The sequence below is a fragment of the Lonsdalea britannica genome (assembly GCF_946477055.1).
Taxonomy (GTDB): Bacteria; Pseudomonadota; Gammaproteobacteria; order Enterobacterales; family Enterobacteriaceae; genus Lonsdalea; species Lonsdalea britannica_A.
In genome coordinates this window covers 1-23,856 of sequence record NZ_CAMKXG010000019.1, presented here as the reverse complement: position 1 = coordinate 23,856, position 23,856 = coordinate 1, and the positions used below count along the sequence as shown (strand labels likewise).

General features: G+C 55.5%; 20 protein-coding genes. 18 read left to right on the top strand and 2 right to left on the bottom strand.

Annotated elements, in window-relative coordinates:
• The first annotated feature begins 41 nt into the window (after positions 1-41).
• The 4 genes from yfbV (at position 42) to Q7O77_RS02935 (ending at position 3,746) form a co-directional block, all read left to right on the top strand.
• A complete protein-coding gene (gene yfbV, locus Q7O77_RS02950) occupies positions 42-497 on the top strand; it encodes a terminus macrodomain insulation protein YfbV (protein ID WP_094117409.1) in 456 nt (151 codons plus the stop codon).
• A 127-nt stretch (positions 498-624) separates the two neighbouring features.
• Entirely contained in the window at positions 625-1,119 is a 495-nt protein-coding gene (locus tag Q7O77_RS02945) for a YfbU family protein (RefSeq protein ID WP_304163420.1), read from the top strand.
• A 19-nt stretch (positions 1,120-1,138) separates the two neighbouring features.
• Positions 1,139-1,795, top strand: a complete 657-nt coding sequence (locus Q7O77_RS02940; protein WP_304163418.1) for a sugar phosphatase — start codon at positions 1,139-1,141, stop codon at positions 1,793-1,795.
• Positions 1,796-1,904: 109 nt separating this feature from the next.
• Positions 1,905-3,746, top strand: coding sequence for an SLC13 family permease (locus Q7O77_RS02935; protein ID WP_094117412.1), 1,842 nt, complete (start codon positions 1,905-1,907; stop codon positions 3,744-3,746).
• Here the strand turns inward: Q7O77_RS02935 and yfbR are convergent.
• Together yfbR and Q7O77_RS02925 are read right to left on the bottom strand one after the other, a co-directional pair.
• On the bottom strand, positions 3,741-4,340 hold the full coding sequence (gene yfbR / locus Q7O77_RS02930) for a 5'-deoxynucleotidase (protein WP_094117413.1): 600 nt from the start codon (positions 4,338-4,340) through the stop codon (positions 3,741-3,743). The two genes, Q7O77_RS02935 and yfbR, sit on opposite strands and share 6 nt — an antisense overlap.
• A gap of 150 nt (positions 4,341-4,490) precedes the next feature.
• Positions 4,491-5,705, bottom strand: coding sequence for a pyridoxal phosphate-dependent aminotransferase (locus tag Q7O77_RS02925; protein WP_094117414.1), 1,215 nt, complete (start codon positions 5,703-5,705; stop codon positions 4,491-4,493).
• A 1,250-nt stretch (positions 5,706-6,955) separates the two neighbouring features.
• Between Q7O77_RS02925 and lrhA the strand changes: the two genes are divergently transcribed.
• The 14 genes from lrhA to nuoN all read left to right on the top strand — a co-directional run bounded on the left by lrhA (position 6,956) and on the right by nuoN (position 23,675).
• The gene (gene lrhA, locus Q7O77_RS02920) at positions 6,956-7,906 is read left to right on the top strand and encodes a transcriptional regulator LrhA (protein WP_094117415.1); all 951 of its coding nucleotides are present in this window, start codon (positions 6,956-6,958) and stop codon (positions 7,904-7,906) included.
• Between the two features lie 643 nt (positions 7,907-8,549).
• Entirely contained in the window at positions 8,550-9,005 is a 456-nt protein-coding gene (gene nuoA, locus Q7O77_RS02915; RefSeq protein WP_162896378.1) for an NADH-quinone oxidoreductase subunit NuoA, read from the top strand.
• A 14-nt stretch (positions 9,006-9,019) separates the two neighbouring features.
• A complete protein-coding gene (locus tag Q7O77_RS02910) occupies positions 9,020-9,694 on the top strand; it encodes an NADH-quinone oxidoreductase subunit B family protein (protein WP_085650990.1) in 675 nt (224 codons plus the stop codon).
• Positions 9,695-9,794: 100 nt separating this feature from the next.
• Positions 9,795-11,594, top strand: coding sequence for an NADH-quinone oxidoreductase subunit C/D (gene nuoC / locus Q7O77_RS02905; protein WP_085650989.1), 1,800 nt, complete (start codon positions 9,795-9,797; stop codon positions 11,592-11,594).
• A gap of 2 nt (positions 11,595-11,596) precedes the next feature.
• On the top strand, positions 11,597-12,142 hold the full coding sequence (gene nuoE, locus Q7O77_RS02900; RefSeq protein WP_094117417.1) for an NADH-quinone oxidoreductase subunit NuoE: 546 nt from the start codon (positions 11,597-11,599) through the stop codon (positions 12,140-12,142).
• Positions 12,139-13,488 carry an NADH-quinone oxidoreductase subunit NuoF gene (gene nuoF, locus Q7O77_RS02895; RefSeq protein WP_304163409.1) on the top strand — a complete coding sequence of 450 codons (1,350 nt, stop codon included), beginning with the start codon at positions 12,139-12,141 and terminating at the stop codon, positions 13,486-13,488. Before nuoE ends, nuoF begins: the two co-directional genes overlap by 4 nt.
• Positions 13,489-13,607: 119 nt before the next feature.
• Entirely contained in the window at positions 13,608-16,334 is a 2,727-nt protein-coding gene (gene nuoG, locus Q7O77_RS02890; RefSeq protein ID WP_304163407.1) for an NADH-quinone oxidoreductase subunit NuoG, read from the top strand.
• Positions 16,331-17,308, top strand: a complete 978-nt coding sequence (gene nuoH / locus Q7O77_RS02885) for an NADH-quinone oxidoreductase subunit NuoH (RefSeq protein WP_304163405.1) — start codon at positions 16,331-16,333, stop codon at positions 17,306-17,308. The genes nuoG and nuoH overlap by 4 nt, the downstream gene beginning before the upstream one ends.
• 14 nt (positions 17,309-17,322) lie before the next feature.
• Positions 17,323-17,865, top strand: a complete 543-nt coding sequence (gene nuoI / locus Q7O77_RS02880) for an NADH-quinone oxidoreductase subunit NuoI (RefSeq protein WP_026739920.1) — start codon at positions 17,323-17,325, stop codon at positions 17,863-17,865.
• Positions 17,866-17,875: 10 nt separating this feature from the next.
• Positions 17,876-18,424, top strand: a complete 549-nt coding sequence (gene nuoJ / locus Q7O77_RS02875) for an NADH-quinone oxidoreductase subunit J (RefSeq protein ID WP_304163402.1) — start codon at positions 17,876-17,878, stop codon at positions 18,422-18,424.
• Positions 18,421-18,723 (top strand): NADH-quinone oxidoreductase subunit NuoK, encoded by a 303-nt coding sequence (gene nuoK, locus Q7O77_RS02870; protein ID WP_085650984.1) that lies wholly within the window; start codon positions 18,421-18,423, stop codon positions 18,721-18,723. Before nuoJ ends, nuoK begins: the two co-directional genes overlap by 4 nt.
• Positions 18,720-20,570, top strand: a complete 1,851-nt coding sequence (gene nuoL / locus Q7O77_RS02865; RefSeq protein ID WP_304163395.1) for an NADH-quinone oxidoreductase subunit L — start codon at positions 18,720-18,722, stop codon at positions 20,568-20,570. The genes nuoK and nuoL overlap by 4 nt, the downstream gene beginning before the upstream one ends.
• 99 nt (positions 20,571-20,669) lie before the next feature.
• Entirely contained in the window at positions 20,670-22,205 is a 1,536-nt protein-coding gene (nuoM, locus tag Q7O77_RS02860) for an NADH-quinone oxidoreductase subunit M (RefSeq protein ID WP_304163393.1), read from the top strand.
• Between the two features lie 6 nt (positions 22,206-22,211).
• The gene (gene nuoN / locus Q7O77_RS02855) at positions 22,212-23,675 is read left to right on the top strand and encodes an NADH-quinone oxidoreductase subunit NuoN (protein ID WP_304163390.1); all 1,464 of its coding nucleotides are present in this window, start codon (positions 22,212-22,214) and stop codon (positions 23,673-23,675) included.
• The last annotated feature ends 181 nt before the right edge of the window (positions 23,676-23,856 follow it).

The window sequence follows — 23,856 nt, the reverse complement described above, 5'->3', positions numbered from 1 at the left end:
GGCTCGGAGATGTGTATAAGAGACAGAAGTTGAGGTGTGCGATGACGACAAATCCTACCGGTAAAGCGGGCTGGTTCAAGCTGTTGAGACTCGGCCAGCACTATATGAAGACCTGGCCTGCAGACAAGCGTCTGGCCCCGGTATTTCCTGAGAACCGCGTTGTACGCACCACACTTTTCGCTATTCGCTTCATGCCGCCGCTGGCCGTTTTCACGCTCTCCTGGCAGGTGGCTTTGGGCGGTCAACTGGGGCCCGTCGTGGCAACCGCGCTGTTCGCGTTGAGTCTTCCGATGCAGGGATTGTGGTGGTTGGGTCGTCGCGCCATCACGCCATTGCCGCCTTCCTTATTGCAGTGGTTTCACGATATTCGTCAGCGACTGCTGGACGCGGGACTCGCTCTGGCGCCGCTGGAAGAAAAGCCGACGTATCAGATGTTGGCTGACGTACTTAAACGCGCCTTCAAGCAGCTAGACAAGGCCTTTCTCGACGATCTTTGATGTGGGTCTCGTTTTACCCCGTCTCTATTTCCTTCCGATACCGCTCTAAATCAAAAACTACTTTGCAGGGAGTATGCGATTCTTCTTTTTACACCGACCTTGGCGGAAGGTGATTCTGGAGAGCGCCATGGACATAACCAATGCCCAACGATTAATCCTGTCAAATCAATATCAAGTCATGACCCTGCTGGACCCAAAGAACGCAGAGCGATATCGGCGGTTGCGGACTATTATTGAGCGAGGCTATGGCCTGCAAATGCGTGAACTTGACCATGAGTTCGGCGATTTGAGCGAAGATATTTGCCGTATCATTATCAATATGATGGAAATGCACCACGCGCTGCAGGTTTCCTGGAGCAACTTGTCTCAAAAACCCGAGTTCAGCGAACGCCGACTGGCGTTTTTAGGTTTTGACGCCGCCACGGAAGCACGCTTTCTGGGATATGTTCGCTTCATGGTGCATACGGAAGGCCGTTATCTGCATTTTGACGCCGGTACGCACGGCTTTAATGCTCAAACCCCCATGTGGGATAAGTACTCGCGTATGCTTAACATTTGGCTTGCCTGTCCGCGGCAATATCACCTCAGCGCGGTGGAAATTTCACAAATCGTCAACGCTTGATAAAGCAAAGAGGTTAACGGTGGAAGTTAAAGGTTTTCTGTTTGATCTGGACGGTACATTAGTCAACTCTTTACCTGTTGTTGAAAACGCCTGGCGCTGGTGGGCGGAGGGGCAAGGGTTAGATCCACAGCAGGTGCTTGATTTTATTCATGGTAAGCAAGCCATCACGTCGTTGCGTCACTTCCTTCACGATAAGAGTGAAGCGGAAATTCAGCACGCTTATCAGGTATTGGAAGAGAGAGAATCGACGGATCTGGAAGGCATCACCGCCATGCCCGGCGCGCAGGCGCTGCTTCAGCGTCTGGAGGCGCTCAATGTGCCTTGGGCCATCGTCACTTCAGGGTCCGTGCCGGTAGCCTATGCCCGCCATAAAGCCGCAGGGTTGTTAATGCCGCGAGAGTTTGTGACCGCGGAACGCGTCTCCCAAGGAAAACCGCATCCGGACGCCTATCTGCTTGGCGCACAGCTGTTGGGGCTTAACCCGCAGGATTGCGCCGTCGTCGAAGATGCCCCCGCCGGAGTGCAGTCCGGTCTTGCCGCAAAGGCGAAAGTTATCGCTGTTAACGCACCGTCGGACACGCCCGATTTGGATAAAGTCGACATGGTGCTTAGCTCCCTGGAGCAGTTGGATGTGACGTCTGGCGACGCGGGTTTTGTCGTCACCGCGTCACGCTGAAGATAACGAACGGGTGTGGGGAATAAAAATATCAACCTTGCTTTTGCAGGGTTTTTTTATGTCATGCTGAGTTCTCTGTTTTAAGGATTGCCACTAACAGGAGGTGCTAGTGACCCGTGAGCTGCTATGGGTGTTGACGTTGTTGTTCATCGCCATCGTTTTGTTCGCCACCAACAAATTGCGAATGGATGTGGTCGCATTGTTGGTCATCATCGCTTTTGTCTTAAGCGGCACGCTAACGTTGCCGGAAGCGTTGATGGGGTTTAGCGATCCAAACGTAATATTGATTGCCGCCTTGTTTGTCATCGGCGAGGGGTTGGTGCGGACCGGGGTTGCGTATCAGGTCGGCGACTGGTTAATGCATGTCGCCGGAGAGAGTGAAGTTCGAATGTTGGTGCTGCTTATGCTGACTGTCGCGGGGCTGGGCGCGTTTATGAGCTCCACCGGCGTCGTGGCGATTTTTATTCCGGTGGTTTTGAACGTCGCGGCACGCATGAAGAGTTCGCCCGCTCGTCTGCTGATGCCTCTGAGTTTCGCCGGCCTGATCAGCGGTATGATGACCCTGGTTGCTACCGCGCCCAACATGGTGGTGAACAGCGAACTGATGCGCAACCATATCGCGGGCTTTGGCTTTTTCGGCATGACGCCCATCGGCGTAGTGGTTCTGTTGGTCGGTATTGGCTATATGCTGGTGGCGCGTTTCTGGCTGGGGAGTAACGACAGCGGCGATAATAAAGACGCGTGGAAGCGAAAGACATTTCGGGATTTGATCCGCGACTACAAGCTGACGGGACGAGCGCGGCGGCTGGCGATTCGACGGGGTTCCCCATTTGTCGGCCAGCGGCTGGACGATCTTAACTTGCGCCAGCGTTTCGGCGCTAACGTCGTAGGGATCGAGCGCTGGCGCAAGTTCAGACGAGTGATGATTAGCGTTGCGGTGAATACCGAACTGCGCCTGAACGATGTTCTGTTGATCGATATGTCGGCTTCCGACGTCGATCTGCGTGAGTTCTGCTCTGCGCATCTGCTGGAGCCCATGGTGCTGCGCGGCGAATATTTCTCTGAGCAGGCGCGTGATGTCGGCATGGCGGAAGTTTCACTGATCCCAGACTCGGAGCTGGTGGGTAAAACCCTTCAGGATGCGATGTTTCGTAGCCGATATGGCCTGACGGTGGTGGGGATACGCCGCAACGGCGAAGCGCTGGACGGCGCGTTGTCGAATGAGCCACTTCAATTGGGCGATATCCTGCTGGTGATCGGGGACTGGCGTAATATTCGCCAGCTGTATCAGCAAAAACAGAATTTTATCGTGCTGAATTTACCCGCCGAAGTGGACGAAGTGGCCCCCGCGAAAAGTCAGGCGCCTCATGCGTTGTTCTGCCTCGCGTTGATGATCGCCATGATGCTGACCGATGAGATCCCTAATGCGGTCGCGGCGCTGATCGCCTGTCTGATGATGGGCCAATTTCGCTGCATTGATATGGAGAGCGCCTATCGCGCGGTACACTGGCCGAGCCTGATGCTGATTATCGGTATGATGCCCTTTGCGCTGGCGCTGGAGAAAACGGGCGGGGTGGCGATGATTGTCAAAGGATTGATGGACGTCGCGGGGGATGCCGGGCCGCAGGTGATGCTGGCGTGTCTGTTCGTACTGTGTGCGGTGATTGGTCTGTTCATTTCGAATACGGCGACGGCGGTGCTCATGGCACCCATTGCTATCGCCGCAGCCGACCAAATGCAGGTGTCGCCTTATCCGTTTGCCATGATTATTGCTATCGCCGCTTCAGCGGCATTCATGACGCCCGTCTCCTCGCCGGTGAATACGTTGGTATTAGCACCGGGCGGTTACCGGTTCAGCGACTTCCTCAAAATCGGGGTGCCTTTCACCGTATTGGTCATGGGCGTGAGCGTTGTGATGATCCCGTGGCTCTACCCGTTCTCCCCGTTATAGCGGAGAGTCCTGGCTGATTTCATCCAGGGAGAGGCTGAAGCTGGGAATGAACACGGTCATGAAATAGTCCATTTCCTGACTGTGTCGTTGTTGCAGCGTTTTTTCCAGACGCGCTTTGGCCAATACGAATTCATTATTGCCAGCCGACAGCTCTTCCAGACATTTCAGGTAGGCGCACAGCGCATCAGCCTGTTTAACCACCGCATGCTCTTCCTCGCTGGTATAGGTATCATCCAGCAGCATGCGATAGTCTTCCTGCAGTTCGCTTGGCAGCATATCGATAAGCTTTTGCTGAGCGATTTTCTCGATCTTTTTATATTCGTGCGCCATCTGGGCGTTGTAATACTTGATGGGCGTCGGCATGTCGCCGGTCAGCACTTCGCTGGCATCGTGGTACATCGCGAGCAGGGCGATACGCTCGGCATTGAGATCCCCGCCGAATTTGCGGTTTCTGATAACGGCAAGCGCATGGGCCACAAACGCGACCTGCAAACTGTGTTCCGAGACGTTTTCCGTGCGGACGTTACGCATCAGCGGCCAGCGGTTAATCAGTTTTAGACGGGATAGATGGGCGAAGAAATGACTTTGAACCATAGCACTCTCTCAATACGCGGAGGGAAAAACCATTGTGGTCGCTTGACGCAGAATTAGCAACTCAGCCCCGGCGCTCGGCGGGGTGGGAATCGGATGAAAAAACGGGCAGCGCCATAAAGCGCTGCCCGTGTGATGTACCGACCGCAGTGATTACTGGTGGTAGTGTTCGAGGAAACGTCCCAGCTTATGCACAGCCATATCCAGCTCGTCGACGCGCGGCAGCGTCACGATGCGAACATGGTCTGGCTCCGGCCAGTTGAACGCGCTCCCCTGAACCAGCAGAACTTTTTCCTGCAGCAGCAGATCCAGCACCAGCTTCTGGTCGTCGTGAAGGTTGAAACGCTTCGCGTCGATACGCGGGAACATATAGAGAGCACCGGACGGTTTCACGCAGGAGACGCCGGGGATCTGGTTAATCAATTCCCAGGCGCGATTACGCTGTTCATACAAACGGCCGCCGGGGCGAATAAATTCACTGATGCTCTGATAACCGCCGAGCGCCGTCTGAATTGCATGTTGCATGGGGACGTTGGCGCAAAGACGCATCGAGGCGAGCATCTCCAGCCCTTCGATATAGCCTTTCGCATGCTTTTTGGGGCCGTTCAATACCATCCAACCCTGACGGAAACCTGCCACGCGATAGGTTTTCGACAGGCCGTTGAACGTCACTGTCAGCAGGTCCGGCGCCAGTGCCGCAATGGAGTGGTGCTGGGCTTCGTCATACAGAATCTTGTCGTAGATCTCATCGGCGAAAATGATCAGGTCGTTTTGACGGGCGATCTCGACGATCTCCATCAACAGCTCTTTGCTGTAAACGGCGCCGGTGGGGTTATTCGGGTTAATGATGACGATACCGCGCGTGTTCGGCGTGATTTTTTTACGAATATCATCCAGGTCCGGAAACCAGCCGGACTCTTCGTCGCAGCGATAATGTACGGCTTTACCGTTAGACAGCGATACGGCGGCCGTCCATAAAGGATAGTCCGGCGCAGGCACCAGCATTTCATCGCCATTATTCAGGAGAGCCTGCATGGACTGCACGATGAGTTCGGAGACGCCGTTGCCGATGTAAACGTCTTCTACGGTGATGTCACGCAGCCCGCGCGCCTGATAGTGCTGGACGATGGCCTTACGGGCGGAATAGAGCCCTTTCGAGTCGCAATAACCTTGCGCGGTCGGCAGGTTCCTAATCACGTCAACCAGAATTTCATCGGGGGCTTCGAAACCGAATGGGGCAGGGTTGCCGATGTTAAGTTTAAGAACCTTGTTGCCTTCTTCTTCTAACCGTTTGGCTTCTTTTAACACCGGGCCACGGATGTCATAACAAACATTTTCCAATTTCTTGGATTTTTCGATAGGGGACATTTAACAAACCTTGTACAGGAAGGTTCCTGAATAGTAGACGCTTAATCGGCTTAATGTACTCCTCCTGACGCGGATTTTGAAGAATGATCCTCTATGAATCCGCTATCTCAAAAACTGTGGGTAGCGCCAATTCCATAGTGTAAAAAACTGTTATTTTTTTATTTGTTGTCTTTTTAGACTGTATAAATTCATTTCTTTGTTTTTTTCGATTGGAAAGGGCGCGGGATAAGGTGATTTGTGCGACGTCAGAGGGCACTCGTGGCGGCCTAGGGTACGCAATTTCAAAGTGAGTTTCTCATTTGAACGCAAATGCATCACTATTATTGCCTGTTTCCCTGGACCATGACCTGACGTAAAAGGGACCACTCGATTTTGACAATAACCCTATTTTTCGCAATGGCTGGAATAGCGGGTAAAAAACCAATCTTATTTAGGGGTAGCCTTTACATGTAACCGATTAAAATAAAGGGTTTTCTTATTTTATTATTGAGACTCGCCTTCCCTGATATGAAATTAACACCGTTTGTAATAGCCGTGACTATTTTAGAGCATCTTGTCACAAAGGGTAGGCCAGCCAATAAATACTCGTCTATTTTGAATTCGAATATGCAATTAATAGAGCCTCGTCTTTTCTTTTCGATGCCTTTACAAAAGTTTTTTCACAATGATCAATCTAGTAATATTAATAGGTAATATAGGATTTTTCAGATTGTTATAGATGGGCTCTTGTCAGATTAATCACTCGAGTTACATTATAGCCAATAACGAGTTTGTAGATGACATAAAACTTAATTCTGGTATCTTATATCAGAATATTTTACGAGTAGGTCATCGTATATTGTTTGGCGATGAAGTGGGCGGTTACGGTGAATTCAGATAAATCGTAACGTATTGAAATGACGACATTAAGTTATCTATTTTACTGAAAGGTACTCTGTAAATACAGAGACTTTCGTCAACGTCGGCTTTTATCATGTCAATCCGCTCTCTTTAGCGTACTAGTGCGCGCAAGACTTTTATTTTATTATCTAAAATAAATAGCCGTTCTTTTTATCGGCGGCTCGAATCAATAAAATGAATAGGTAAGGGAGAGGGCGAAAAAAAAGCGATGTGGTAACGAAACATTAAGTATTTTTTGCCGTAACCGTTCATCTACGATACTGTCTTTCATTGTATGCCGACGTTGTCGGGATACGTATCCAACACCAGGTATGTTAGTTAATAATTAAAATAGATAAGTGAAGAACCGTATGACAAATGCAAATCGCCCAGTTCTCAATCTTGATCTGGATCTGCTGAGAACGTTTGTCGCTGTCGCCGATTTGAATACTTTTGCGGCCGCGGCCGTGGCAGTATGCAGAACGCAGTCTGCTGTTAGTCAGCAGATGCAGCGGCTGGAACAACTCATCGGTAAGGAGTTATTCGCCCGTCATGGGAGAAATAAGCTGCTCACCGAGCATGGGATCCAGTTTCTTGGTTATGCCAGAAAAATACTGCAGTTCAATGATGAGGCCTGCGCCTCATTAATGTTCAGCGACATTCAGGGAACCCTGACGATCGGCGCTTCTGATGATACTGCGGATACTATTCTGCCGTTTATCTTGCAGCGCGTGACCTCGGTTTTCCCCAAACTGTCGATTGAAGTGAGTATCAAACGCAGCCCTGAAATGATGGAAATGTTGCATCAGGGCAAAATTGATTTAGTCATCACGACCGAGAACAGCACCGAGTTTCCTAATGTTCTGCTGCGCTCGTCACCGACGCTGTGGTACTGCTCGGCGGAATACCAGTTCCAACACGGCAGTCCTGTGCCGTTAGTCGTTCTGGATGAACCGAGTCCTTTCCGCACGCTGGCGCTGGAAAAACTGACCGCAGCGGGTATCCCGTGGAAGATTTCGTACGTGGCTTCCACACTGTCGGCGGTTCGGGCGGCGGTCAAAGCGGGATTGGGCATTACGGTGCGTTCGGTAGAAATGATGACGCCGGAACTGCGTGTGCTCGGTGAAGAAGAAGGCTTGCCGAAGTTACCCGATACCCGTTATTACCTGTGCAAGAATCCACAGCAAAATAACGAGTTGAGTACGGCGATCTTCAGCGCCATTGAGTCAGGCACGCGTTCCAATCTGCTTTCTGTGAATAGTGTTCCGGAAGGGGATATCCGCATTACTCCCACGGACGAATCATTGAAAAATATTCTCTGACTTTTTACAGCGCCGAGCGCTGAGCGGTATGCGTCAGTGTGAAATGTTATAAAAACGTCCGGATACTCACGACAGAGTGTGTGCTTGTTGCCACTCTGTCGTTTTTTTCGTCGCTCGCGTCAGAATTCGCTCCTCTACTGGCGATACATCTTCCTTTTCTTCTAACGTCCGCACTTCTCTGATCCTACCCCCTGTCATATCCACACGGTTTGTCGTATTAACAATTGCTTACTGAACGTACTTTTTTTAATAACTAAAACCGGAAAAACGTGTGAGAGATCAAAAAATACTTGCCTTAACCTTATTCATTAACCTGCATTCATGTTGAAATTGATATAGTCACTACAGAAATAGGGGCTTTTTCTTCGCATTGGTCTAAAACAACCAGGAGTAGCATTGATACGATTCAGTCTCTGCTATGTTTATGAAAGGTTAACAAAGATACGTGCATGTTAATTTATGTGCTGTTATTTTTATAAAGGTTGAGAAAAGGTTGCAAAAGCAGGACGAATAACCACATTTACCGCGCCTTAACCCTATAATTTGTGGTATTTTTATGGTTACAAATCCTTCCTTTTAATCGATGTGGCGATTAACTGCCGTAAAAAGAGCAGCTGCCAAAGCCACTTTTGATGAGTAAGCAATGAGTATGTCAACAACTACTGAAGTCCTCGCCCACCACTGGGCATTTGCTTTATTTCTGATCGTTGCCGTGGGTCTCTGCGGTTTCATGCTGTTGGGCGGCTTTCTGCTGGGAGGGCGATCCAAAGGCCGGGCTAAGAATACGCCTTACGAATCGGGTATCGATTCCGTCGGATCTGCCCGACTGAGACTGTCTGCAAAATTCTATCTTGTTGCGATGTTCTTCGTCATTTTCGACGTGGAAGCGCTGTACCTGTATGCCTGGTCCGTTTCTATTCGGGAAAGCGGCTGGGTAGGTTTTATCGAAGCCACCATTTTCATATTGGTGCTGTTGGCCGGGCTGGTCTATCTGGTGCGTATCGGCGCGCTGGACTGGACGCCAAAGCGCTCCAAGCGGCAAGTCGTGAAGTCTGACATCGTCGTAAACCACTCCACCACCAATACTCATCAGCAGTAATAGCGAGGCAATAAATGGACTATACGCTCACCCGCATAGACCCCGACGGTGAGAACGACCGTTATCCGCTACAGAAGCAAGAGGTCGTCAGCGACCCACTCGAACAGCACGTTAACAAAAGCGTGTTTATGGGCAATCTGGAGCAGACGCTGCAAAATATGGTCAACTGGGGACGCGGTAACTCCCTGTGGCCCTTCAACTTTGGTCTTTCTTGCTGTTACGTGGAGATGGTGACTTCCTTCACCGCCGTACACGATGTGGCGCGCTTTGGTTCTGAAGTGTTGCGTGCCTCTCCCCGCCAGGCCGACTTCATGGTCATCGCCGGAACCCCTTTCCTGAAAATGGCTCCCGTTATTCAGCGCCTGTATGACCAGATGCTGGAACCGAAATGGGTCATCTCCATGGGCGCGTGCGCCAACTCCGGCGGTATGTACGACATCTATTCCGTCGTTCAGGGCGTCGATAAATTCCTGCCGGTAGACGTGTACATCCCAGGGTGTCCGCCGCGTCCGGAAGCGTACATGCAGGCACTGCTGTTGCTGAAAGAGTCTATTGGTAAAGAGCGTCGTCCGCTGTCATGGGTCGTCGGCGATCAGGGCGTGTATCGCGCCAACATGCAATCCGAACGTGAACGTAAACGCGAAGAGCGTATTGCGGTAACCCACCTACGTTCCCCGGATGAAATTTGACCTGTGAATGATAGGCCGTGATGGCTGCGTAATATCAACATAACAGCGCGCCGCCATCATCAGTCACGGAAATAACACATTTAATGTGGTGACATTACTTATGACAGATTTAACGACACACGACGCCGTTCTGCCCGCATGGCAAACCCGCGATCATCTGGATGATCCGGTCGTTGGCGAGCTGTGGAACCGTTTCGGTCAGGACGCGTTTACCGTCCAGGCCACGCGGACGGGGATGCCGGTAGTTTGGGTCAAACGTGAGCAATTACTCGACGTCGTCGATTTCCTGAAAAAACAACCGAAGCCTTATGTCATGCTGATGGATCTGCATGGCATGGATGAACGCCTGCGTACGCACCGCGAGGGGCTACCCGCCGCAGACTTCTCCGTCTTCTATCTGCTGACTTCCCTTGAACGTAACTGCGACATCATGCTGAAAGTGGCGCTGGCGGAGAACGATCTGTTCCTGCCGACGATGACGCCGTTGTTCCCGAACGCGAACTGGTATGAGCGTGAAGTGTGGGACATGTTCGGCATTACCTTTAACGGTCATCCGCATCTTACGCGCATCATGATGCCGCAAACCTGGGAAGGTCACCCGCTGCGTAAAGACTTCCCGGCGCGCGCGACAGAATTCGATCCTTTCGTACTGACCAAACAGCGCGAAGATCTGGAAATGGAGTCGCTGACCTTCAAGCCTGAAGACTGGGGCATGAAGCGCGGCACGCAAAACGAAGACTTCATGTTCCTGAACATGGGGCCGAACCATCCCTCCTCACACGGTGCGTTCCGTCTGATCTTGCAGCTGGACGGCGAAGAGATCATCGACTGTATTCCTGACGTCGGCTACCACCACCGCGGTGCGGAAAAAATGGGCGAGCGCCAGTCCTGGCACAGCTACATTCCGTACACCGACCGTATTGAATATCTCGGCGGCTGCGTTAACGAGATGCCTTACGTGCTGGCGGTTGAGAAGCTGGCGGGCATCAAAGTGCCGGAGCGCGTTGAGACTATCCGCGTGATGTTGTCCGAACTGTTCCGCATCAACAGTCATCTGCTCTACATCAGCACCTTTATTCAGGATGTCGGCGCCATGACGCCGGTCTTCTTCGCGTTTACCGATCGTCAGAAAATCTACGATCTGGTGGAAGCGATCACCGGTTTCCGTATGCATCCCGCCTGGTTCCGTATCGGCGGCGTGGCTCATGACCTGCCGCGCGGCTGGGATCGACTGCTGCGTGAATTCCTGGACTGGATGCCGGCGCGTCTGGATACCTATGTCAAAGCGGCGTTGCAAAACACCATTTTGAAAGGACGTTCGCAGGGCGTCGCCGCCTACAACGCCAAAGAGGCGCTGGAGTGGGGCGTGACGGGCGCAGGCTTGCGCGCGACCGGCATTCCGTTCGATGTCCGTAAATGGCGTCCTTACTCCGGCTATGAAAACTTCGACTTTGAGGTGCCGGTCGGCGATGGCATCAGCGACAGCTACACCCGCGTGATGTTGAAAGTGGAAGAGCTGCGCCAGAGTCTGCGCATCCTCGAACAGTGCCTGAACAACATGCCGGAAGGGCCGTTCAAGGCCGATCATCCGCTGACGACGCCGCCGCCGAAAGAACGCACGCTGCAGCACATCGAAACGATGATCAACCACTTCCTGCAAGTGTCCTGGGGCCCGGTCATGCCGGCCAACGAATCGTTCCAGATGATCGAAGGCACCAAAGGGATCAACAGTTACTACCTGACCAGCGATGGCAGCACCATGAGCTACCGTACGCGTATCCGCACGCCGAGCTTCGCTCATCTGCAGCAGATTCCTTCGGTCATCCGCGGATGCCTGGTATCCGACCTGATCGTTTACCTCGGCAGTATTGATTTCGTCATGTCAGATGTGGACCGCTAATTATGCACGATCATAACAACACTCAACCTTCATTAGACGCTCAGGGGCAGTCGGCTTCCACGACGGATGTCCAGGACGTGTTTGTGCTCAGCGACGCCGAACGTGACGCCATCGAGCATGAAAAACACCACTATGAAGACGCTCGCGCGGCCTCGATTGAAGCGCTGAAAATTGTACAGAAACAGCGTGGCTGGGTGCCGGACGGCGCCATTTACGCGATTGCCGACATTCTGGGCATTCCTGCCAGCGATGTGGAAGGCGTTGCCACCTTTTACAGCCAGATTTTCCGTCAGCCGGTAGGGCGTCACGTCATTCGCTACTGCGATAGCGTCGTGTGCTACATCAACGGTTTTCAGGGCGTTCGCGCCGCGCTGGAGAAAAAACTCAATATCCAGCCGGGTCAGACCACGTTCGACGGCCGCTTTACGCTGCTGCCGACCTGCTGTCTGGGTAACTGCGACAAAGGGCCTTCGATGATGATCGACGAAGACACCCACAGCCACGTCAAGCCTGACGATATCGATTCATTACTGGAGCAGTATCAATGACTAAAAACATTGCTCTCACTGCCGAACAGCATCCTCTTACCTGGCGTCTGCGTGAAGACAAACAGCCGGTATGGCTGGATGAGTACCGCAGTAAGAATGGCTACGTGGGCGCGCAAAAAGCACTGACCGGTATCGCCCAGAGCGACGTGGTGACGCTGGTCAAAGACGCGGGTCTGCGCGGACGTGGCGGGGCGGGCTTCTCCACCGGGCTGAAGTGGAGCCTGATGCCGAAAGACGAAAGCATGAACATCCGCTACCTGCTGTGTAATGCGGATGAGATGGAACCCGGCACCTATAAGGACCGCCTGCTGATGGAACAGCTGCCTCACCTGCTGGTGGAAGGCATGCTGATTGGCGCCTATGCGTTGAAATCCTACCGGGGCTACATCTTCCTGCGCGGCGAATACGTTCAGGCGGCCGCTAACCTGCGCCGGGCGATTGAAGAAGCCAAAGCCGCGGGTCTGCTGGGTAAAAACATTCTGGGCAGCGGCTTCGACTTCGAACTGTTCGTCCACACCGGCGCCGGACGTTATATCTGCGGTGAAGAAACCGCACTGATTAACTCGCTGGAAGGCCGCCGCGCCAACCCGCGCTCCAAGCCGCCGTTCCCGGCGTCTGCGGGCGTGTGGGGCAAACCGACCTGCGTTAACAACGTCGAAACCCTGTGCAACGTCCCGGCCATTATCGAACATGGCGTCGACTGGTATCAGGGGCTGTCTGCGGGCAAGAGTAAAGATGCCGGCACCAAGCTGATGGGCTTCTCCGGTCGGGTGAAAAACCCGGGTCTGTGGGAACTGCCGTTTGGGACGACCGCCCGTGAAATTCTGGAAGACTATGCGGGCGGTATGCGCGATGGACTGACGCTGAAAGCCTGGCAGCCAGGCGGCGCGGGAACCGACTTCCTGACCGGCGATCATCTGGATCTGCCGATGGACTTCGAAAGCATCGCCAAGGCGGGTAGTCGTCTGGGCACCGGGCTGGCGATGGCGGTGGACAACGAGATCAATATGGTCGGATTGACGCGCAATCTGGAAGAGTTCTTCGCGCGCGAGTCCTGCGGCTGGTGTACTCCGTGTCGAGACGGGCTGCCGTGGAGCGTGAAACTGCTGCGCGCGCTTGAAGCGGGTGAAGGACAGCCGGGCGATATCGAAACGCTGGAACAGCTGTGCCGCTTCCTGTCGCCGGGTCACACCTTCTGCGCCCATGCGCCGGGGGCCGTTGAGCCGTTGCAGAGCGCAATAAAGTATTTCCGGCATGAGTTTGAGGCGGGTATCGCCAAGCAGACTATCAGCAATACAAAAGCGATAGGCGGGATTCAACCGAACCTGCTGAAACAGCGCTGGTAAGTAATGGCCGAGTCGCAGATGCGATGTTTCGCACCGACGTAAGCGATTCTTCATCTGATAGACAGAATTTTTGATTAGCGCCTGCTTAATACGCGGGCCTTTATGGAAGCATGCTGACTATGGCAACGATTCATGTAGACGGCAAAGAATATGATGTGAACGGAGCGGACAACCTCCTTGAGGCATGTCTCACTCTGGGCCTTGATATTCCTTACTTTTGCTGGCATCCGGCGCTGGGTAGCGTTGGATCATGCCGCCTGTGCGCGGTCAAGCAATACCAGAACGCGGAAGATACGCGCGGTCGCCTGGTCATGTCCTGTATGACGCCCGCCGCGGACGGCACCTTCATCGCGATTGACGATGAAGAAGCCAAACTGTTCCGCAAAAGCGTCGTCGAATGGCTGATGACCAACCATCCCCATGACTGTCCGGTCTGCGAAGAGGGCGGCAACTGCCACCTGCAGGACATGACAGTGATGACAGGGCACAACACCCGCCGCTATCGTTTCACCAAACGAACCCATCATAATCAGGATCTCGGGCCGTTCATCTCGCACGAAATGAACCGCTGTATCGCCTGTTATCGCTGTGTGCGTTATTACAAAGATTACGCCGATGGCAAAGACCTCGGCGTGTACGGCGCGCATGACAACGTCTACTTCGGTCGCCCCGAAGACGGCGTGCTCGAAAGCGAATTCTCCGGCAACCTGGTGGAAGTGTGCCCGACCGGGGTCTTCACCGATAAAACCCATTCCGAACGCTACAACCGTAAATGGGACATGCAGTTTGCGCCCAGCGTTTGCCAGCAGTGCAGCGTGGGTTGTAACACCAGCCCCGGCGAACGTTATGGCGAACTGCGCCGTATTGAAAACCGTTTCAACGGCAGCGTGAACCACTATTTCCTGTGCGATCGCGGCCGCTTCGGCTATGGCTACGTCAACCTGAAAGACCGTCCTCGCCAGCCGCAGCAGCGTCTCGGCAATGAGTGGACGACGCAGAACGCGGAACAGGCGGTGCAGGGCGCGGCCAACGTTCTACGCGAGTCCAAACAGGTCATCGGCATCGGCTCCCCACGCGCCAGTATCGAAAGCAACTTTGCATTGCGTGAACTGGTCGGCGCTGAAAACTTCTACAGCGGCATGGCGCAGGGCGAACAGAACCGCGTTCAGCTGATGTTGAAAGTGCTGAAAGAGAGCGGAGTTCACACCCCGGCGCTGCGCGAGATTGAAGGTTACGATGCAGTGCTGGTGCTGGGCGAAGATTTGACGCAGACCGGCGCGCGCATTGCGCTTGCGGTGCGTCAGGCGGTGAAAGGCAAAGCGCGCGAAATGGCGGCCGCACAGAAAGTGGCGGACTGGCAGATCGCCGCCATCATGAATATCGGCCAGCACGCTAAGCATCCCCTCTTCGTGACTCACGTCGACAGCACCCGTCTCGATGACGTGGCGGCATGGAGCTATCACGCCCCGGTCAACGAACAGGCGCGTCTGGGCTTCGCCATTGCTCATGCGCTGGATGAAGCGGCACCGGCGGTGACCGATCTGGCGAGCGACCTTGCGCCGAAACTGGATGTCGTCGTTCAGGCGCTGGCGGGCGCGAAGAAACCGCTGATTGTCACCGGTACGCATGCGGGTAGCGAAGAAATTATCGCGGCGGCGGCCAACGTGGCGAAAGCGTTGAAAGGCCGCGGTGCCGACGTCGGCATTACGTTCGTTGCCAGCGGCGCCAACAGTATGGGGCTTGGCATGATCGGCGGCGGCTCGCTGGACGAAGCGCTTGTCCGGCTGGAGTCCGGCGAGGCGGACAGCGTCGTGGTGCTCGAAAACGATCTGTATCGACATGCGTCGGCGCAGCGGATTGACGCCGCGCTCGATAACGTCGCCAATCTGATCGTGGTCGACCATCAACGCACGCGCGTCATGGATAAGGCCAACCTGATTTTGTCGGCGGCCAGCTTCGCCGAAAGTGATGGAACGCTCATCAACCAGGAAGGTCGCGCTCAGCGCTTCTTCCAGGTTTACGACCCCGCCTACTACGACAACACCACGGTCATGCTGGAAAGCTGGCGCTGGTTGCATGCGGTCAAGGCGACTATCGCCAGCCGCGAGGTGAACTGGACGCTGCTCGACCATGTGGTGGATGCCTGCGCCGCCGCGTTGCCGCAGTTAGCGGCGATCAAGGACGCCGCGCCGGACGCCTCTTTCCGCATTCGTGGTCAGAAGCTGGCGCGTGAGCCGCACCGTTACAGCGGGCGTACCGCCATGCGCGCCAACATCGACGTTAACGAACCGCGCCAGCCGCAGGATCAGGACACGATGTTCGCTTTCTCGATGGAAGGGAACAACAGTCCCGAGGCCCAAAGCCGTCAGGTCGCCTTTGCCTGGGCGCCGGGCTGGAACTCCCCGCAGGCGTGGAACAAGTTCCAGGATGAAGTTGGCGGCCATCTGCGCCACGGCGATCCGGGCGTACGACTGATCGAAGCGGGCGAGGGCGCGCTGGACTACTTCAATCAGATCCCCACGCCGTTCGCGGCGCAGGCGGGTCAATGGCAAGTGGCGCCTTACTACCATCTGTTTGGGAGCGAAGAACTGTCGCAGCGCGCTGACGTCATCCAGCAACGCATGCCTCAGCCTTACGCGATGGTGAATCCCGAAGATGCGGCCCAGTTGGGCGTGAATCCGGGTGCGTTGCTTGAGATTGTCTGTGATGGACAGACCTTGCGTCTGCCGGTACAGGTCAGCGCCGAGTTGCGTCAAGGACAGGTAGGGTTGCCGCTGGGCTTCCCGGGCATCGCCCCGGTTCTGGCGGGTGCGACCGTTGAAACACTGCGGGAGGCGGCACAATGAGTTGGTTTACACCGGAAGTGGTGGATATTTTGATCGCCGTGCTCAAGGCGATCGTGATCCTGCTGGTCGTCGTGACCTGCGGCGCTTTCATGAGTATGGGCGAACGTCGCCTGCTGGCGCTGTTCCAGGGGCGTTACGGGCCGAACCGCGTAGGTTGGGGCGGCTCGCTGCAGCTGGTGTCGGACATGCTGAAGATGTTCTTCAAGGAGGACTGGCTGCCGCCGTTCGCCGACCGGGTCATCTTCACGCTGGCGCCGATGATTGCGTTTACGTCGCTGTTGCTGTCGTTCTCCATCGTACCGATCACCCCGACCTGGGGCGTGTCCGACCTGAACATCGGTTTGCTGTTCTTCCTGATGATGGCCGGTCTGGCGGTGTATGCCGTGCTGTTCGCCGGTTGGTCCAGCAACAACAAATACTCGCTGTTGGGGGCCGTTCGCGCCTCCGCCCAGACGCTCAGCTATGAGGTGTTTCTGGGACTGTCGCTGATGGGGGTAGTGGCTCAGGCCGGTTCATTCAACATGCGCGACATCGTCGAGAGTCAGACGCATATCTGGAACGTCATTCCGCAGTTCTTCGGGTTTGTCACTTTCGCTATCGCCGGCGTCGCGGTATGTCACCGCCATCCGTTCGACCAGCCGGAAGCGGAGCAGGAACTGGCCGACGGCTACCACATCGAATATTCCGGGATGAAATTCGGTCTATTCTTCGTCGGGGAGTACATCGGCATCGTGACCGTCTCGGCGCTGATCGTGACGTTGTTCTTTGGCGGCTGGCACGGACCTTTCCTGCCGCCGATCGTGTGGTTTGCACTCAAAACGGCCTTCTTCATGATGATGTTCATCCTGATCCGTGCTGCGTTACCCCGTCCGCGTTACGACCAGGTGATGGCTTTCGGCTGGAAGATTTGTCTGCCGTTGACGCTGCTTAACCTGTTGGCGACCGCCGCGGTCATTTTGTACAACGCTCAATAAGGGGTGAATAAACCATGACACTGAAAGAACTCTTGGTGGGTTTTGGCACCCAGGTACGCAGCATTTGCATGGTGGGGTCCAACGCGTTCAAAAAACGTGAAACCCGCATGTACCCTGAGGAGCCGGTGAATCCGCCGCCCCGTTACCGCGGTCGTATCGTCCTGACGCGCGACCCCGACGGCGACGAACGTTGCGTCGCCTGCAACCTGTGCGCCGTGGCCTGTCCGGTCGGCTGTATCTCGCTGCAAAAGGCGGAAACGAAAGACGGTCGTTGGTATCCGGAATTCTTCCGCATCAACTTCTCACGCTGCATTTTTTGCGGCATGTGTGAAGAAGCCTGTCCGACGACAGCCATCCAGCTGACGCCCGATTTTGAGATGGGTGAATTCAAACGCCAGGATCTGGTGTACGAAAAAGAAGATCTGCTGATCTCGGGGCCGGGTAAATATCCGGAATATAACTTCTACCGGATGGCCGGCATGGCTATCAATGGGAAAGACAAAGGCGAAGCCGAAAACGAAGCCAAACCCATTGATGTCAAAGGTCTGCTGCCTTAAGGAGCCAAGCATGGAATTCGCTTTTTATGCGGCTGCGATTATTGCGGTACTGGCAACATTGCGTGTCATTACCCATACCAATCCAGTGCATGCACTACTTTATTTAATCGTGTCTCTTCTGGCCATCGCCTGCGTCTTCTTCTCGCTGGGAGCCTATTTTGCGGGCGCGTTGGAAATCATTGTCTACGCGGGCGCCATTATGGTGCTGTTCGTGTTCGTGGTGATGATGCTGAACCTCGGCAGCGCCGTGGCGGAGCAGGAAAAACAGTGGCTTAAACCCGGTGTCTGGATCGGCCCCGGCATTTTGTCTCTGCTGCTGCTGGCGGTCATTATCAAAGGGATCTACAGCGTCACCGACGCAGGCATTCAGGGCAGCATGATTGACGCCAAAGCGGTCGGTATCACGCTGTTCGGACCTTATGTGCTGGCGGTAGAACTGGCCTCCATGCTGCTGCTGGCCGGGCTGGTCGTCGCCTTCCACGTCGGCCGTGAAGACCGGCTCGACGGCGTTGCGGACGCAAATGACGCCGATAAGAAAACAACGGAGGGACGGGCATGATTCCCCTACAACACGGTTTGCTGCTGGCGGCCATTCTTTTTGTGCTGGGCCTTACCGGGCTGATTATTCGGCGCAACCTGCTGTTCATGCTGATCAGTCTGGAAATCATGATCAACGCGGCTGCGCTGGCGTTTGTCGTAGCCGGTAGCTACTGGGGTCACCCGGATGGTCAGGTGATGTACATTCTGGCGATCACGCTGGCCGCCGCCGAAGCCAGTATCGGCCTCGCGCTGCTGCTGCAGCTGTATCGTCGCCGTCAGACCCTGAATATTGATACTGTCAGTGAGATGCGCGGATGAACTTACTCTACTTAACTCTCTTATTTCCGCTACTCGGATTTCTATTGCTGGCCTTTTCCCGCGGCCGTTGGTCTGAAAATGTCTCAGCGACCGTCGGCGTAGGCTCAGTCGGCTTGTCCGCCTTATTGACCTGCTGGATTGGCATCGACTTTTTCAGCCATCAGCAGGGCGACGGCGTGGTGTTCTTCAATCAGCACCTGTGGACCTGGATGTCGGTGGGCAACTTCGACATCACCGTCAATCTGGCGCTGGACGGTCTGTCGCTGACTATGCTCTCGGTGGTCACCGGCGTCGGCTTCCTTATCCATCTGTACGCGTCTTGGTACATGCGTGGGGAAGAGGGCTACTCCCGCTTCTTCGCCTACACCAACCTGTTTATCGCGAGCATGCTGGTGTTGGTGCTGGCGGATAACCTGCTGTTGATGTATCTCGGCTGGGAAGGGGTAGGGCTGTGCAGCTACCTGCTGATTGGTTTCTACTACACCAACCCGAGCAACGGCGCGGCGGCGATGAAAGCGTTCATCGTGACTCGCGTCGGCGACGTCTTCCTGGCTTTCGCACTGTTTATCCTCTACCGCGAGCTGGGCACGCTGAACTTCCGCGAACTGATGGTCTTGGCGCCGCAGCATCTGGCAGAAGGTTCACCGGCCATTACGATGGCGACGTTAATGCTGCTGGGCGGTGCGGTCGGTAAATCGGCGCAGCTGCCGTTGCAAACCTGGCTGGCGGACGCGATGGCGGGTCCGACGCCGGTCTCCGCGCTGATCCATGCCGCGACCATGGTTACGGCGGGCGTGTACCTGATCGCCCGTACGCACGGTCTGTTCCTGATGGCGCCGGAGGTGCTGCATCTGGTCGGCATCATTGGGGCGGTCACGCTGGTGCTGGCTGGTTTCGCCGCGCTGGTGCAAACGGACATCAAACGCGTGCTGGCATACTCCACCATGAGCCAAATCGGCTACATGTTCCTGGCGCTCGGCGCCGCTGCGTGGGATGCCGCGATTTTCCATCTGATGACTCACGCGTTCTTCAAGGCGCTGCTGTTCCTGTCCTCCGGCTCGGTGATTCTGGCCTGCCACCACGAACAGAACATCTTCAAGATGGGTGGACTACGCAAAACCATTCCGCTGGTTTACGTCTGCTTCCTGGTCGGCGGGGCGGCACTGTCGGCGCTGCCGCTGGTGACGTCAGGCTTCTTCAGTAAGGATGAAATTCTGGCGGGCGCCTGGGCGAACGGACACATCAACTTCGCCATCGCCGGTTTGGCGGGCGCGTTCATGACCTCGCTCTACACCTTCAGAATGATTTTCATCGTGTTCCACGGTGAAGAAAAAACGAAAGCACATGCGCTCAAGGGGATATCCCATCACCTGCCGCTGCTGATATTGCTGGTGCTGTCTACGTTCGTCGGCGCACTGATCGTGCCGCCGCTGCACGGTGTGCTGCCGCAAACGACGGAACTGGAACACGGGCATATGCTGACGCTGGAAATCGCGTCCGCCGTTGTCGCTGTGGTCGGTATCCTGCTGGCCGCCGCTCTGTGGCTGGGACAACGTCGCCTCGTCAACAGCATCGCCAACAGCGCGGCTGGTCGTTTCTTCTCGACCTGGTGGTTCCACGCCTGGGGCTTCGACTGGCTGTACGACAAGATCTTCGTCAAACCGTATCTGGCGATTGGCGCGCTGTTGAAACACGATCCGTTCGACAAGCTGATGACGATCCCGGCGCTGCTGGTTGCCTGGGGCAACCGTGGTCTGGCCGTCGGTCAGAACGGTCAGGTGCGCTGGTATGTCGCCTCCGTGGGTATGGGCGCCGTCGTGGTGCTGGGATTGCTGTTGCTGGCGTAATGGCAATACAGCGACTTTGAGGGTAGCGGACGCCTGATGCAGGCGTCCCTGCCGGCAGCAAGTTTCTCGTTTTCTTTATATTTAGGGACACAAAACGCCATGCTACTACCTTGGCTACTTCTTATCCCCCTGATCGGCGGTCTGCTGAGCTGGCTGTTCGAGCGATTCGGCGCCAACGTGCCGCGTTGGATTGCATTGATTACTATGGGGTTGACACTGGCGCTATCCGTACAGCTTTGGCTGCAGGGTGGCTATTCTCTGGCGGTGCCGCACGGCGTGCCGCAATGGCAGGAAGTGTTTGACGCACCGTGGATCCCGCGCTTCGGCATCGGTTTCCATCTGGCGCTGGATGGTCTGTCGCTGCTGATGGTGGTGTTGACCGCGCTGCTGGGACTGCTGTCTGTCCTGTGCTCGTGGAATGAAAAACATCGTCGCTCGGGCCTGTTCCATCTCAACCTGCTGTTGACGCTGGTCGGGGTGATCGGCGTGTTTGTGGCGGTGGACCTGTTCCTGTTCTTCTTCTTCTGGGAAATGATGCTGGTTCCGATGTACTTCCTGATCGCCGTATGGGGTCATGAAGGTGCGGACGAACGCGCGCGCAGCAAGGCCGCGACCAAGTTCTTCATCTATACGCAGACCAGCGGTCTGGTGATGTTGATCGCCATCCTGGGTCTGGTGCTGGCGCACCACGCCTCTACCGGCGTCTGGACGTTTAACTACGACGCGCTGCTGCGCACCGAAATGTCCCACGGCGTGGAATATCTGCTGATGCTGGGCTTCTTCGTCGCCTTCGCGGTGAAAATGCCGCTGGTGCCGGTACACGGCTGGTCGCCGGATGCGCATGCGCTGGCGCCGACGGCGGGGTCTGTCGATCTTTCGGGTCTGCTGATGAAAACGGCGGCCTACGGTCTGCTGCGCTTTAGCCTGCCGCTGTTCCCGACCACGTCTCACGAATTCGCGCCGATCGCCATGTGGCTGGGCGTGATCAGTATCTTCTACGGCGCCTGGCTGGCGTTCAAACAGACCGACATCAAACGTCTGGTGGCCTACACCTCCGTGTCGCACATGGGCTTCGTCATGGTCGCCATCTACTCCGGTAGCCAGCTGGCGTATCAGGGCGCAGTGGTGCAGATGATCGCGCACGGTCTGTCCGCCGCCGGGATGCTCATCATCTGCGGCCAGCTGTACGAACGCCTGCAGACGCGCGACATGCGCGAGATGGGCGGTTTGTGGGGACGTATTCGCTATCTGCCTGCCGTATCGCTGTTCTTCGCGGTGGCGACGCTGGGGATGCCGGGAACCGGTAACTTCGTGGGCGAATTCATGATCCTGTTCGGCAGCTATCAGGTAGTGCCGGTGATTACGGTCATCTCCACCTTCGGTCTGGTGTTTGCCTCGGTGTACTCGTTGATCATGATGCAACGCGCTTACTACGGCGCGCCGAAATCCGACGCACCGCTGGCAGGAATGACGACGCGCGAGCTGTCCATCATCTTACTGCTGATTGTGCTGCTGGTCGCGCTGGGTATTTATCCTCAGCCGGTTCTGGATACCTCCAGCGCGGCGATGACCAATATTCAACAGTGGTTTACGTCGTCGATTCAGAGTTCCATTATTTCAACAACAAGGCTTTAATTCGCCATGACAATAACTCCTCAACAACTGATCGCGCTTTCGCCGCTACTCCTTGTCGGATTAACGGTAGTGGTTGTGATGCTGTCCATTGCGTGGCGACGCAACCACGTTGTGAATGCCTCTTTGTCCGTCATCGGTCTGGGTATTTCGCTGGCCGCCCTTTATCTGGTCGGGCAGACCGGCCCAACGGATGTGACGCCGCTGATCCGCGTGGACGGCTATTCAATGCTCTACACCGGTCTGGTGCTGGTGGCCGGTATGGCTACCTGCCTCTACGGCTACGCCTGGCTCAAGGGTTACCCGGACAACCGCGACGAGTTCTACCTGCTGGTGCTTATCGCTACGTTAGGGGGCGTGCTGCTGTCCAGCGCCAACCATCTGGCGTCGTTGTTCATCGGTATTGAGCTGATTTCTCTGCCGCTGTTTGGGCTGGTGGGCTACGCCTTCCGTCAGGAACGTTCGCTGGAAGCGGCCATCAAATATATGCTGCTGTCTGCCGCCGCGTCCTCTTTCCTGCTGTTCGGGATGGCGCTGGTCTATGCCGGTTCCGGCGACCTGAGCTTCGCTAGCTTGGGCAAAAGCCTGAGCGACCAGCAGCTGTATCAGCCGCTGCTGCTGGCGGGTCTGGGTATGATGATTGTGGGCATCGGCTTCAAACTGTCACTGGCACCGTTCCACTTGTGGACGCCGGATGTGTATCAGGGCGCGCCCGCGCCGGTCTCTACCTTTCTGGCGACGGCGAGCAAGATCGCTATCTTCGGTGCCGTCATGCGTTTGTTCCTGTACGCTCCGCTGGTCGACGGCGAGTCAGTCAGGTTGGCGTTGGCCGTGGTGGCCTTTGTCTCCATCATCGTGGGTAACGTGATGGCGGTGGCGCAAACTAATATCAAACGTCTGCTGGGCTACTCCTCCATTGCACACATGGGGTATCTGCTGGTGGCGCTGATTGCCGTCCAGTCACATGAACTGGCGTTGGAAACCGTCGGCGTTTATCTGGTCGGCTATCTGTTCAGCAGCCTGGGCGCTTTCGGCGTCGTCAGCCTGATCTCCAGCCCTTATCGCGGTGCCGATGAAGATTCGCTGGCGGCGTATCGCGGCCTGTTCTGGCGTCGTCCGGTACTGGCTGGGGCTATGTCGGTCATGATGCTGTCACTGGCGGGGATCCCGATGACGCTGGGCTTCTTCGGCAAGTTCTACGTGCTGGCGGTGAGCGTCAATGCGCAGCTGTGGTGGTTGACGGCGGCGGTTGTCGTGGGTAGCGCCATTGGTCTCTACTACTACCTGCGCGCGATGGTGAACTTGTATCTGTCCAAGCCGCCGGCACAGGTCTCGGCTCAAAACGAGGCGGCGGTATGCCCGTTCTCGTTGGCTGGCATTGTGGTAGTGGTTTCCGCCATCATTATTGTCGCGCTGGGCCTTTACCCTCAGCCGCTTATCTCGCTGGTACAGATGGCGCAGCCATTGATGTAACCCGTGATAGGTTCAGGAAGATGAAAGCCGCGACGTGTCGCGGCTTTTTTTATGAGTGTGGCCAGATAATCAGGAATTATCTGTCTCAATTCGGCCCCGCATCGGCGCCAGGTTATCTATAGTTATAGGGTTAGCGCATTTTCACCAACAGGAGAAAATAATGGCACCGCATGATAAACAG